We start from the raw sequence: 12648 nt of genomic DNA on the forward strand, positions 1-12648 counted from the left end.
CAGCGCTTGGCCTGCGCTGCACCATTGCGACAGCAGACGGCAGGCTTTTGCAATTGCACCGAAAATAGCGCTCTTGTATTGCCTGACTCTCGAGAAATCATGACCGAAGCCACCCGCCCCGAACTGCCCGACCATCTGTCCGTTGACCCTCGCAGCCCCCACCATGTGGCCGCCGTGTTCGAGCACGACATCGGCATCCGCTTCAACGGCAAGGATCGCTTTGACGTCGAGGAATACTGCGTCAGCGAAGGCTGGGTCAAGGTGCCCGCCGGCAAGACCCTGGACCGCAAGGGCAAGCCCCTGCTGATCAAGCTCAAGGGCACGGTCGAAGCGTACTACCGTTGAGCGCCTGGGCGGTGCCCCCCACCAGGCCCTTGCTCGATGTATCTCACTGGGCAATCGCCCAGTTCAAAGAGCAATGAGTCCAATCGCCGCCTCAATAAAGAGAGCTGCTTGCGCTTTATTTACATGGATTTCAAATGCTTTAAGCACTAAAACCTAGTAATAACATGCGCTAGCAGCTCTTTTTTTATGAGCATCCATTGGTTTGCAGATCACAGCGCTCAAAACCGGCGCACCCAAAAACGAGGGACGCCGAGCAAGGGCCTAGGCAAAGCCGCTCAGGGGGTGCGATAACGTCAAGCCAGGGCTTCGGCCGGGCCGAAGAACTCGTAGTGCACCTGGGCGTCGGGCACGCCCAGCTCGCGCAGCGACTGCTTGACACTGCGCATGAAACCGCGCGGGCCCAGGAAGTAGACATCGGCATCGCGCGACTCGGGCAGCCACTGGGCCAGTCGCTCGGTGCTCAGCAGGCCCTGGGCATCCACCTCGTCGCCCGCGTCCGCCTGGTCGTAGCAATAGCGGCGTGTGAGCTGCTCGTGGCTGCTGGCCAGCGCATCGATCTTCTCGCGAAAGGCGTGCACGCCGCGATCGCGCGCGCAGTGGATGAAGGTGATCTCGCGCCCCGTGGGCAGCGCGGCCTGCAGCATGGGCAGCGTGGGCGTGATGCCCACACCGCCGCTGATCAGCACCAGAGGCCTGGCGGCGGCCTGCAGGGTGAAATGGCCGGCAGGCGGGAACAGCTCCAGCGTATCGCCCACTTGCAGCTGGTCGTGCAGATGATTGGAGACCTTGCCGCCCGCCTCTCGCTTGACGCTGATGCGATAGCTCTTGCCGTTGGCGGGCGCCGACAGCGAATAGTTGCGGCGCTGCTCCAGGCCGTCGACCACCACGCGCAGGCCGATGTACTGGCCGGGCTGATGGGTGATCACCGCGCCGCCGTCCGCCGGCTCCAGGTAGAACGAGGTGATCTCGGCCGATTCGGCCTGCTTTTGCACCAGCTTGAAGGCGCGCGCACCGCGCCAGCCGCCTTCGGCCGCCGCCGTCTGCTCATACACGCTGCGCTCGGCCGCGATCAGGATATCGGCCAGCTGCTGATAGGCTGCGGCCCAGGCGGCGATCACCTCATCCGTGGCGATCTCGGCGCCCAGCACCTCACGAATGGCGCGCAGCAGGCAGGCACCCACGATGGGGTAATGCTCGGCCTGCACCTGCAGCGCCACATGCTTGTTGATGATCTGGGCGGGCAGATTGCCCAGGTTTTCCAGGCGGTCGATGTTCTTGGCATACATCAGCACGCTGTGCGCCAGAGCACGAGGCTGGGCACCGCTTTGCTGGTGCGCCTGATTGAACAGCGGGCGCACCTCGGGGTATTCGCCCAGCATGGTCTGGTAGAAATGCGTGATCAGCGCCTCGCCGCCGGTTTCCAGCAGCGGTACGGTGGCCTTGACGATCTCGCGTTGACGTTCGGTAAGCATGCAAATCTCCTGGTTGCTGCCTTGCCAGCTGCAAGGCTTGAACGGATAAATGCAAACGGCATGCCAGCATCAAGACCATTGCAAAGCAATGGCTTGCAGAAATATGAGTCAATATGACATTGCTCAATTGATGTCTTTTTGACACCAAACGCTGTCGTTATGACAACATCCCACATTCTCAATGCCGTCAGCCCGCTGATCGCCGATCTGGCCCAGGACCTGTCCGAGCGCGAACGTCTGCGCCGTCTGCTGGCCGCACTGCGCAACCTGTTGCCCGCCGATGCCGTCGCCCTGCTGAAGCTGGAGGGCGAATGGCTGCGCCCCATGGCGATCGACGGCCTGATGCCGGACACGCTGGGCCGGCGCTTTCGTCTGGCCGAGCACCCGCGCTTTGCCCAGCTGCTGGCGGCCGGCCAGGCCATGCGCTTCGAACCCGACAGCCCCCTGCCCGACCCCTATGACGGGCTGGTGGCGCACAAGGGCCAGGCCATCACCGAGCTGCATGTGCATGACTGCATGGGCTGCGTGCTGCAACTGGGCGGCCTGCCCTGGGGCCTGCTGACGCTGGATGCACTGGAGCCGGGCCGGTTTGCCGATCCTGCGGCGCTGGCCATGCTGCAGGCCTTCAGCAATCTGGCTGCAGCCACCGTGGCCACGGCCGAGCGCGTGCACCAGTTGGCCCAGCTCGCGCGCGGCGCCACCGGCGCTGCCACAGCGGCCGCGCCGCAGGAGCGCGCACTGCAGGGTGCAAGCCCCGTCATGCGCCAGCTGCAAAAAGACATTGCCCTGGTCGCCGCCAGCGATCTTTGCGTGCTCGTCACCGGCGAGACCGGCACCGGCAAGGAACTGGTGGCCCAGGCCGTGCATGCGCAGTCGGGCCGGGCCGACAAGCCCATGATCAGCATCAACTGCGCGGCCCTGCCCGACAATCTGGTCGAGAGCGAGCTGTTCGGCCATGTGCGCGGGGCCTTCACGGGAGCGCTGAGCGAGCGCAGCGGCAAGTTCGAGCAGGCGCATCAGGGCACGCTGTTTCTGGATGAGGTCGGCGAACTCTCGCTGCCCGTGCAGGCCAAGCTGCTGCGCGTGCTGCAAAGCGGCCAGCTGCAGCGCCTGGGCTCGGACCGGGAGCACCATGTGGATGTGCGCGTGATCGCCGCCACCAACCGCGACCTGGCTGCAGAAGTCGGCGCCGGGCGCATGCGCGCGGACTTCTATCACCGCCTCAACGTCTATCCGCTCAATGTGCCGCCGCTGCGCGAGCGCGACAGCGATGTGCTGCAGCTGGCGGGCTATTTCCTCGAGGAGAACCGCTCCAGGCTCAGGCTGGGCGGTCTGCGCCTGGATGCGGCCGCACAGGCGGCCTTGCTCAATCGCAGCTGGAGCGGCAATGTACGCGAGCTCGAGCACTGCATCAGCCGCGCCGTGCTCAGGGCCCTGAGCCGCCATGACGGCAGTGCCAGCCGCGCCGGCGCCAGGCTGCGCATCGTGACGCTGGGGCTGGCCGATCTCTGGGAGCGGGCCGAGGCACCAGCCACCGAACAGGCCCCTGCGTCCATGGACCCGGCCACACCGACGGCTGCGCCCGAGGCCGGCCTGCGCGCCGCCGTCAGCGCCTATGAACGCCAGCTGGTCAGCTCCAGCCTGGCCCGCCACCAGGGCAGCTGGGCCGCCGCAGCGCGCGAGCTGCAGCTCGATCGTGCCAATCTGCAGCGCCTGGCCAAGCGGCTGGAGATCGACAGGCCTTGATCAGCGGCCCTGGATGCCCAGCAGCTCCACATCGAAGTTCAGCGTGGCATTGGGCGGCACGGCACGGCCCGCGCCGCGTGAGCCGTAGGCAATGGCTGGCGGGCAGGTGAACTTGGCCTTGCCGCCGACCTTCATCTTCTGCACGCCCTCGGTCCAGCAGGGGATCACGCCATTGAGCGGGAACTCGATGGGCTGCTTGCGGGCATAGGAGCTGTCGAACTCCTTGCCGGTATCGGGGAAGTAGCCGCGGTAATGCACCTTGACGGTATCCGTCGCCTTGGGACTGGGCCCGCTGCCTTCGACCTGGCTTTCATAGATCAGCCCGCTGGCGGTGGTGACCGGCGCAGCATGAACCACTGCGCCAGCACCCATGGCCCATACAAGACCGATCACGGAGATTGCTTTTTTCATATCGGATGCGCTGAATGAACAAAACCCGACTGTAGTACGAAGTCGGGTCGAAAAAATGTCATGGCTGCATTGCCGCCGGCCGCAGGGCCTCAGCTGCGGGCAATGCCGATATCGTCCAGCGCCTTGGACAGATGCGCCACGGAGCGATCCGAGTCATGCCATTTATCCAGGCCGAACAGGCCGACGCGGAAAGTCTTGAAGTCCGGCCCTTCATCGCATTGCAGCGGAACGCCCGAGGCGGTCTGCAGGCCCGCCTTGAGGAAGGCGCGGCCGCTCTGGATTTCCGGGTCGGTGGTGTAGCTGACGACCACGCCAGGGGCCTTGTAGCCCTCGGCAGCCACGCTGGGAAAGCCGCGCGACTGCAGCAGCTCGCGCACCTTGCGCCCCAGCTCCATCTGTTCTTCGCGCACCTTGGCAAAGCCGTACTCGCGCGTCTCCAGCATCACGTCGCGCAGGCGCAGCAGCGCATCCGTGGGCATGGTGGTGTGATAGGCATGCTGGCCTTTTTCGTAACCCTCGGCAATCTGCATCCACTTCTTCAGGTCGCAGGAGAAGCTGGAGCTTTGCGTGTGTTCTATGGCCTCGCGGGCGCGCGCCGAGAGCATGACCATGGCGCAGCAAGGCGAGCTGCTCCAGCCCTTTTGCGGCGCCGAGATCAGCACGTCCACGCCGGTTTTCTCCATATCGACCCACATGGCGCCGGAGGCCACGCAATCGAGCACGAACAGCGCGCCGGCCTCGTGTGCGGCGTCGGCGACGGTGCGCAGGTATTCGTCAGGCAGCATGATGCCGCTGGCCGTTTCCACATGCGGGGCAAACACCACCTTGGGACGCTCCACACGAATGGTCTCGGCCACATCCGCTGCCGGACATGGCGCCCAGGGGTCCTGGCTGCCCTCGCCCTGCTTGCGCGCCTTGCAGACCACGGAGCCGCCGCCCAGGCCTGCATCGGCGTCGAAGATCTGCGTCCAGCGGTAGCTGAACCAGCCGTTGCGCACGATCAGCACCCGCTCGCGGTTGGCGAACTGGCGCGCCACGGCCTCCATGCCGAAAGTGCCGCTGCCTGGAATCAGCACGGCCGTGTTGGCGTGATAGACATCCTTGAGCATGCCCAGGATGTCCTGCATCACACCCACGAATTTCTTGGACATGTGGTTGAGCGCTCTATCGGTGTAGACCACCGAGAATTCAAGCAGGCCATCGGGATCGACGTCGGGCAAAAGTCCGGGCATGGGATATCTCCAATCGCAAATACTGGGCAATCAAAAACACCCCGGAGCAGCCGTCGGGCCGCCGGGGCGCTGGTGCAAGACATTCAGCTTAGCATGAGCCGGAATATGGTTTTGCGTATGGAGTTCATATCAAAAACATGAGCATCAAGTGCTTTGCATATTGGAGTTTGAAGCCGATTAGATGCTGAAATCTTGATACCTCCATCAGCGTTTACCATGTGTCCACAAAGCGGCCTTCGCCCTCGCGCAGGCGCGCACCGGCCAGGCCGCGCACCAGCCAGGCGCGGGTCTCCGCAGGATCGATGACGGCATCGACTTCCAGCGTGGCAGCCATGTGCATGGCCTCGCCATGCGCGTATTGCTGGGCCAGCAGCTTCTGAAACAGCGCCTCGCGCTCAGCGCCCTCGGGCAGGGCTTCGAGCTCCTTGCGAAAGCCCAGCCGCACCGCGCCCTCCAGGCCCATGGCGCCGAACTCGCCCGTGGGCCAGGCCACATTGAAGATGGGCGCATGAAAGCTGCCCGCCGTCATGCCCATGGCGCCCAGGCCATAGCCCTTGCGCAGCACCACGCTGAAGTACGGGACGCGCAGCTTGGCCGCGATGACGAACAGCCGGCTGACATGGCGCACCTGGGCGGTTCTCTCGATCTCCGGCCCCACCATGAAGCCGGGCGTGTCGACCAGGCTGACGATGGCGATGCCGTGGGCATTGCACAGCTGCATGAAGCGCGCCGCCTTGTCGGCCGCATCGGCATCGATGGCACCGCCCAGATGTCCAGGGTTGTTGGCCATCAGCCCCACGGGCCGGCCCTCGATGCGTGCCAGCGCCGTGTGGATGCCGGCGCCGAAGCCAGCTCTCAGCATCAGCAGGCTGCCCTCGTCCACCAGCCCGGCCATGGCGGCGCGGGTGTCGTAGGCGCGCAGGCGGTTCTCGGGCACGACCTGGCGCAGCAGGCGCTGATCGGGCTCGGACCATTGGTCGATGCGCCCCTGGAAGAAGGACAGATAGTGCCTGGCCGCAGCCACGGCCTGGGCCTCGTCGTCGACCAGGATGTCGATCACGCCGTTGGCATGCTGCACGCTGGCGGGGCCGACTTCCTCGGGCCGGAAGACGCCCAGCCCGCCGCCCTCGATCATGGCCGGTCCGCCCATGCCGATATTGCTGCTGCGCGTGGCGATGATCACATCGCTGCAACCCAGCAGCGCGGCATTGCCAGCAAAGCAGCGGCCGTGGGTAATGCCTACCACCGGCACCTGACCCGAGAGCGCCGCATAGGCCGCGAAGGTATGCACATGCAGGCCCGCGACCACGGGTGTGTCGGTATCGCCGGGCCGGCCGCCGCCGCCTTCGGCAAACAGCACCACGGGCAGCTTCTGCTGCAGCGCGATGCCCAGCATGCGGTCGGTCTTGGCGTGATTGCGCGCGCCCTGGGTGCCGGCCAGCACCGTGGCGTCATAGGACATGATCACGGCGCGCGACCGCTCCGTGCCGAACTGGGCTGCATTGATGGAGCCCATGCCCGTCACCATGCCGTCGGCCGGCGTGTTGGCCACCAGATCGTCGAGGCTGCGCCTGCGTGTCTGCGCGGCAATCGCCAGCGCCCCGTACTCGATGAAGCTGCCTTCATCACAGAGATCGGCAATGTTCTCGCGCGCGCTGCGGCTGCCCTGGCCATGGCGCCTGGCCATGGCGCCTGGCCGCGCTGCATCGAGCGTGAAAGCATGGCGATCCTTGACGCGCTGCAGATCGGCCCGGATCTGGTCGGGGTCCTGCAGCTGCGCCTGCACTTCAGCATGCGCGGCCTCGCCCTGTGCGGGTGCGAGCACCAGCAAGGCCTGGTCCTGCGCCACATAGCTGCCGGGCTCTGCCAGCAGTTGCAAGACATTGCCTGCGGCCTGCGCCAGCAACACATGCTGCATCTTCATGGCTTCGAGAATGCCCAGCTCGGCGCCCTTGGCCACCGTCTCGCCCACCGCGACAGACCACTGCACGACCCTGGCTGGCATGGGGGCCAGCACAGCATTTTCAGGAGCTTGCTGCGCTTTAAGCGCCTTACTTTCAGTATCAAAAGTATTTGAATTTGTTGAATGACTTGCGCTTGAAGCTATCTTTTTTGAAGCCTCCACCAGCTGCGGCAGGACCTCCTCCAGCCAGCGCGTGTGCACCGTCTGAACCTGCATCTCGGGCCGCAGGGCCAGGGCCTGCAGCAGCGGCAAGTTGGTGGCCAGGCCCACGATGCGGCAGTCGGCCAGCGCGCGCCGGGAGCGGCGCAGCACATCTTCGAAATGCGGCGCGTTGCTGTGCACGACGAGCTTGGCCAGCAAGGTGTCGTAGTGCGGCGACGGACTGGCCCCCTGCTGCGCATGACCGTCCAGGCGTATGCCCGGCCCTTGCGGCCATTGCAGCTCGGCAATGCGGCCGCCGCCGGGGCGGGAGTTGCCCTGGGCATCCAGGGTTTCGGCATTGATGCGCCACTGCATGGCATAGCCGCGCGGCCGGGGCGGGACATTCACATTCAGGCCCAGGTCGGAGAAATGCTCGCCCGCCGCAATGCGGATCTGGGCCTGCACCAGATCGACGCCAAAGACCTCTTCGGTAATCGTGTGCTCCACCTGCAGACGCGGGTTGGCCTCGATGAACACATAGGGCAGAGACTCGGACTGCAGATCGACCAGAAACTCGAACGTTCCCAGGCTTTCGTAGCGCAGCCTGGCTGCCATGCGCAGCGCATCTTCGGTGATGCGCTCGCGCAGCGGCTGCGTCAGGCTGGGACTGGGTGCAACCTCCACCAGCTTCTGAAAGCGCCGCTGCAGCGTGCATTCGCGCTCGCCCAGCGCCATCGGCCATTCGCTGCCGTCGCCCAGCAGCTGGATCTCGATGTGGCGCGCGCCGCTCATCAGCCGCTCGACATAGACGCCGTCCACGCCGAAGGCCGCCTGCGCCTCGCTGCGGCAGCGCTGGTAGGCGGCCGCCACCTCGCCAGCCTCGGTGACCGCACGCATGCCGCGACCGCCGCCGCCGCCAATCGCCTTGATCATGATGCCGCTGGCACCGTCGGCCTGCTGGCGCGCAAAGAACTGCTGGGCCTGCTCCAGCGTCACGGCCTCGGTGCTGCCGGGCATCAGGGGCACGCCGCATTGCTGCGCCAGCGCGCGGGCTCTGGCCTTGTCGCCAAGCAGCGCCAGCTGCTCGGGCGTCGGGCCGATAAAGCGCAGCCCCGCTGCCGCACAGGCGCGCGCAAAGTCCGCGTTCTCGCTGAGAAAACCATAGCCCGGGTGCAGCGCGTCGCAACCGTGCTGCTGCGCGATACGCAGCAGATGCGCGCCATCGAGATAGGCAGCCGGGCCGCTGGCTCCCAGTGCCTGCGCCTCGTCTGCGGCCTGTACATGCGGGGCCTGTGCATCATCGGCGGCGTACACTGCCAGGCTGGCAATGCCCAGCTCCTGCAGCGCTCGGATGATGCGCAGGGCGATTTCACCGCGGTTGGCGATCAGGACTTTCTTGAACATAGGACTCTCGTTTGAATAGCTTCTAGCACTCACCAACCAAGGGGTTCACCCACTTTTGGCGCAATGACTCAGGGAATGTCTCTGAGCAATCTGCGCAACACCTTGCCAGCGCCGGTGGCAGGCAAGGCATCGATGAAGCGCACCTCGCGCGGAGCCTTGTAGCTGGCCATGTTTTCCTTGCTCCAGGCCAGCAGCCCGTCCGCCTCCAGGCTTTGCCCCGGCTTGCACACGATGAAGGCGCGCACGACCTCGCCTTTCTGGGCATCGGCAACACCGATCACGGCCGCCTGGGCAATGGCCGGATGCTTGATCAGAATGGTCTCCACCTCCTCGGGGAAGACGCTGTAGCCCGAGACCTTGATCATCTCCTTGAAGCGGCCGATGAAGGTCAGATAGCCGTCCGCATCGAATTTGCCCATATCGCCGGTATGCACCCAGCCGTCCTTGAGCGTCTTGGCCGTGGCCTCGGGCTTGTTCCAGTAGCCCTTGAAGTTGCCCGGGCCGCGAATGATGATTTCGCCCACCTCGCCTGCCGCCAGCGGTGCGCCGGTCTCCGGATCTATCACCCGGATTTCGTTGCCCGGCGCGGGCTTGCCATGGGTGCCCCAGCGGATGGCATCGCCCGGCATGAAGGTATCCATGGTGTGGGTTTCGGACAGGCCGTAGGCCGCCTCGCTGGAGATGGCATTGGGTGCGAACCGGCGCCACTGCTGCGCCAGGTCCTCGGTGTAGGTGATGCCGAAGCTGGTGACGGTGTTGCGGCGCAGTGCGCTGAAATCCATCTTCTCCACGCCGGGCACCTGCATCAGCGCCACATTCATGGGCGCGATGCTGTACCACCAGCTGACGCGATAGCGCTCCAGCGCCTGCGCCACGGCCAGCGGATCGAAGCGATGCAGCAGCACGCAGGGCGCCCCCGAATGCACAGGCATGTTCACGCCCATGGACATGCCGGCGATGTGATAGAGCGGCGCCACGGCCAGCAGGACATCCTCGGCGCTGACCCCGGTCACCCGGGACGCACCGGCGGTCTTGTATGCGGCCGCGCCAAAGCTCAGCATGGCGCCCTTGGGCAGGCCCGTGGTCCCCGAGGTATAGGTCATCAGCGCCACCTCGTCCATGTCCACCTCGACATGGGAAGGCCTGGCGCCGCTGTGCATGAGATCCCAGAACGACGTCACATCGGCGGGCAGCCGCCGCACGGGGGCCTGCAGCTCGGCAGGCAGGGGCAGCGTGGGCGCTGCGGGCAACCAGTCGCCGTAGCGCACGGCCAGCACATGCTGCAGCGCGGTGCTGCCGCGCACCTTGTCGACCACGGGCAGCAGCACATCGGCCGCAATGATGATCCGTGCCTGCAGATCGTTGAGCTGGTATTCGAGCTCGTGCTCCTTGTTCAACGGCCCGCAGGGGCAGACGATGGCTCCGATCTTCTGCACCGCGTAGTGCGCCACGATGTACTGCGGGCAGTTGTTCATGAACAGGGCGACGGGCTCGCCGGGCTTCACGCCCAGTTGCTGCAGATGCGCGGCCACGGCATCGCTGGCCTCATCCACCTGGCGCCAGCTGATGTGCTGTCCGTACCAGATATAGGCATCGCGCTCGGGATGCTGGCGCGCATTGCGGCGCAAGGCCTCATGCAGGGGAATGAGGATTTCGGATTCAGCCATGGTTGTCTCCTGGGTGTCTCGTGAAAACCGAGGTCTGGAGCCACTTTGCGGGCTTTCTCAGGGATTGCCTTAGGGCAATCTGCTGCTCGGCGTCTTGTCAATGTATACCTGCCGGTAGAACAATGCTACCCATTGGTATAACGAATGCGACACGCGCAAACCCTCATGCCTGCCACGCCCAGAAAGACCGAAAAAAAGCCGGCTGCGCCCGTGGCGCCGCACGGCCGCCAGCGCCTGCCCACGGCAGGCTCCGACGAGAAGCGCGAGCGCATTCTCAAGGCCGCCGAAGCCTTGTTCGATCGCTATGGCTATGCCAACACCACCATCGAGCAGATCGTGCAGGCGCTGGGCGTGACCAAGCCCTTTGTCTACTACTACTTCCGCAACAAGCAGGAGATCTTCGAGACCCTGTGCTGGGCTCCGACCGAGGCCTGCTTCACGGTGCTGGACTTTGCGGCCGACGACCCGCGCCCCGCGCATGAGAAAGCCGTGGACGGCCTGCAGCGCCTGATCGCCGCCACCATTGCGCACTATCCAGCGGGCTTTTTCCCCTACCGTGAGCCGCAGGCCTTCAGCCCGGCCTATCTCAAGGCCTCCCGCAATGTGGCCCAGCAGTTCTACAGGCAGTTCTGCGCCCTGCTCGACGAAGGCCGCGCCAGCGGGCATTTCGACTTCCGCGACACCCGCATCACGGCCCAGGCGGCCTGCAGCCTGCCGGGCTTTCTCTACAACTGGTACCAGCCCGGCGGCAAGCTGGGGCCGGCCGAGATGGTGGTCGAGCTCACCGATCTGGCCTCGCGCGTGCTGGGCCTGCGCAATCCTGGACCTGCACCTGCACCTGCACCTGCACCACGCAAGCGCGCGAGCCGCACTGCGCCGCCACCGCAAGACCCTTCGCCCCCCAGGCGCCGCAAGAGCGCTTCCTCCACCAGCCACAGCGCCAGCTGAGAGCCCCTGCGGCCAAGGCGCCATTCCAACTCCCTGGAGACAACACCATGTCCGTTCGCTTCTCAGCCATTGCGCTGGCCGCCGGTCTTTGCGCCGGCAGCGTATCCGCCCAGACGGCTGAGCCGTTCAAGATCGCATTCATCGACCCGCTCTCCGGCCCGTTTGCCAATGTGGGTGAAGTCATGCGCAACCATGTGCTTCATGCCGTCGATGACGTGAACGCCAAGGGCGGCCTCTACAACGGCGCAAAGTTCCAGCTGCTGCAGTTCGACAGCAAGCTCTCGGCCCAGGAGAGCCAGAGCGCGCTGCAGGCCGCCATTGACCAGGGCGCGCGCGTGGTGGTGACGGGGGGCTCGGGCTCTTCGGTGGTCACGGCCCTGGTGCAGGCAGCATCGCGCTACAACCAGCGCAATCCAGGCAAGGAGGTGCTAGTACTCAACCACAGCTCCATCGACCCCGAACTGACCGGCAAGTCCTGCAGCTTCTGGCATTTCATGTTCGATGCCAACACGGCCATGCGCATGCAGGCCATCGCCAACTACATCAAGACCCAGCCCCAGATCCGCAAGGTCTTTCTGCTCAACCAGGACTATGCCCATGGCAAGCAATGGGCCAGCTTCGGGCGCAGCATGGTCGGCAAGGCAAGACCCGATGTGCAGTTCGTGGGCGAGACCCTGCACCCCATGGGCCGCATCAAGGACTTTGCGCCCTATGTGGCCAAGATCAAGGAAGTCGGAACCGATTCCATCATCACCGGCAACTGGGGCCAGGATCTGGCATTGCTGCTCAAGTCCGCCGGAGACTCGGGCTACGACCTGCGCTACTTCAACCACAGCGCAGGCGGCTTTCCAGGCACCGTGACCTCCATTTCCCAGGCCAGGATCGGCCAGGTGACCTGGGTCGCGGAATGGCACCCCGGCATGGCCGACCGCACCCAGGCCGACGCCCGCGCCAGGGAGTACAAGGCCAGGATGAGCCAGGACTTTCTGGCCCCGCGCATGGACCTGGTGCCGCGCATGCTGGCCGCTGCCATGGCCAAGGCACAGTCCACCGAGCCCGTGAAAATTGCCAAGGCCATGGAGGACATGTCCATGGACACTGTCTTCGGCCCCGTCAAGATGCGCGGCAAGGACCATCAGCTGCTGCTGCCCCAGGTCGTCAATACCATCGCCCCCGTGGATGGCAAGCTGGTCAAAACCGGCTGGGAAGGCACGAACTACGGGTTCAGAACCGATGCCGTCTATTCCGCCCAGCAGCTTGATCTACCGACCGAATGCCAGATGAAGCGACCTTGAGCAAAAGACTGCAACACAGCAACT

The 12648-nt window shown here is 65.1% G+C and carries 9 protein-coding genes; 4 read left to right on the top strand and 5 right to left on the bottom strand.

Features of this window, described 5'->3' with window-relative positions:
- The first annotated feature begins 99 nt into the window (after positions 1-99).
- Positions 100-345, top strand: a complete 246-nt coding sequence (locus DFO48_RS11030; protein WP_003050615.1) for a DUF3297 family protein — start codon at positions 100-102, stop codon at positions 343-345.
- A 293-nt stretch (positions 346-638) separates the two neighbouring features.
- Here DFO48_RS11030 and hmpA read toward each other — a convergent pair whose 3' ends face one another.
- A complete protein-coding gene (gene hmpA / locus DFO48_RS11035; RefSeq protein WP_114863399.1) occupies positions 639-1817 on the bottom strand; it encodes an NO-inducible flavohemoprotein in 1179 nt (392 codons plus the stop codon).
- A gap of 159 nt (positions 1818-1976) precedes the next feature.
- On the opposite strand from hmpA, the gene norR reads away from it, so the two are divergent.
- Complete coding sequence (gene norR / locus DFO48_RS11040) at positions 1977-3563, top strand: nitric oxide reductase transcriptional regulator NorR (protein ID WP_114863400.1); 1587 nt, start codon at positions 1977-1979, stop codon at positions 3561-3563.
- On the opposite strand, the gene DFO48_RS11045 is transcribed toward norR, so the two are convergent.
- From DFO48_RS11045 to DFO48_RS11060, 4 genes are all read right to left on the bottom strand, one after another.
- Positions 3564-3974: an FKBP-type peptidyl-prolyl cis-trans isomerase gene (locus DFO48_RS11045; protein WP_003073797.1), complete on the bottom strand. Its 411-nt coding sequence runs from the start codon at positions 3972-3974 to the stop codon at positions 3564-3566.
- Positions 3975-4063: 89 nt separating this feature from the next.
- The gene (locus DFO48_RS11050) at positions 4064-5206 is read right to left on the bottom strand and encodes an aminotransferase class V-fold PLP-dependent enzyme (RefSeq protein WP_114863401.1); all 1143 of its coding nucleotides are present in this window, start codon (positions 5204-5206) and stop codon (positions 4064-4066) included.
- Positions 5207-5417: 211 nt separating this feature from the next.
- Positions 5418-8714, bottom strand: coding sequence for a carboxyl transferase domain-containing protein (locus tag DFO48_RS11055; RefSeq protein WP_114863402.1), 3297 nt, complete (start codon positions 8712-8714; stop codon positions 5418-5420).
- A gap of 68 nt (positions 8715-8782) precedes the next feature.
- Positions 8783-10381: an AMP-binding protein gene (locus DFO48_RS11060; protein ID WP_114863403.1), complete on the bottom strand. Its 1599-nt coding sequence runs from the start codon at positions 10379-10381 to the stop codon at positions 8783-8785.
- A gap of 165 nt (positions 10382-10546) precedes the next feature.
- Between DFO48_RS11060 and DFO48_RS11065 the strand changes: the two genes are divergently transcribed.
- Together DFO48_RS11065 and DFO48_RS11070 are read left to right on the top strand one after the other, a co-directional pair.
- A complete protein-coding gene (locus DFO48_RS11065; protein ID WP_114863404.1) occupies positions 10547-11329 on the top strand; it encodes a TetR/AcrR family transcriptional regulator in 783 nt (260 codons plus the stop codon).
- 47 nt (positions 11330-11376) lie between these two features.
- The gene (locus DFO48_RS11070; RefSeq protein WP_114863405.1) at positions 11377-12624 is read left to right on the top strand and encodes a branched-chain amino acid ABC transporter substrate-binding protein; all 1248 of its coding nucleotides are present in this window, start codon (positions 11377-11379) and stop codon (positions 12622-12624) included.
- The last annotated feature ends 24 nt before the right edge of the window (positions 12625-12648 follow it).

It is taken from the genome of Comamonas sp. AG1104 (genome assembly GCF_003350425.1).
In the GTDB taxonomy this organism is placed as follows: domain Bacteria; phylum Pseudomonadota; class Gammaproteobacteria; order Burkholderiales; family Burkholderiaceae_C; genus Comamonas; species Comamonas testosteroni.

What these genes read in the sequence shown, in the direction of transcription:
- DFO48_RS11030 (WP_003050615.1), top strand. Translation starts at nt 100, where the DNA reads ATGACCGAAGCCACCCGCCCCGAACTGCCCGACCATCTGTCCGTTGAC.
- hmpA (WP_114863399.1), bottom strand. Translation starts at nt 1,817, where the DNA reads ATGCTTACCGAACGTCAACGCGAGATCGTCAAGGCCACCGTACCGCTG.
- norR (WP_114863400.1), top strand. Translation starts at nt 1,977, where the DNA reads ATGACAACATCCCACATTCTCAATGCCGTCAGCCCGCTGATCGCCGAT.
- DFO48_RS11045 (WP_003073797.1), bottom strand. Translation starts at nt 3,974, where the DNA reads ATGAAAAAAGCAATCTCCGTGATCGGTCTTGTATGGGCCATGGGTGCT.
- DFO48_RS11050 (WP_114863401.1), bottom strand. Translation starts at nt 5,206, where the DNA reads ATGCCCGGACTTTTGCCCGACGTCGATCCCGATGGCCTGCTTGAATTC.
- DFO48_RS11055 (WP_114863402.1), bottom strand. Translation starts at nt 8,714, where the DNA reads ATGTTCAAGAAAGTCCTGATCGCCAACCGCGGTGAAATCGCCCTGCGC.
- DFO48_RS11060 (WP_114863403.1), bottom strand. Translation starts at nt 10,381, where the DNA reads ATGGCTGAATCCGAAATCCTCATTCCCCTGCATGAGGCCTTGCGCCGC.
- DFO48_RS11065 (WP_114863404.1), top strand. Translation starts at nt 10,547, where the DNA reads ATGCCTGCCACGCCCAGAAAGACCGAAAAAAAGCCGGCTGCGCCCGTG.
- DFO48_RS11070 (WP_114863405.1), top strand. Translation starts at nt 11,377, where the DNA reads ATGTCCGTTCGCTTCTCAGCCATTGCGCTGGCCGCCGGTCTTTGCGCC.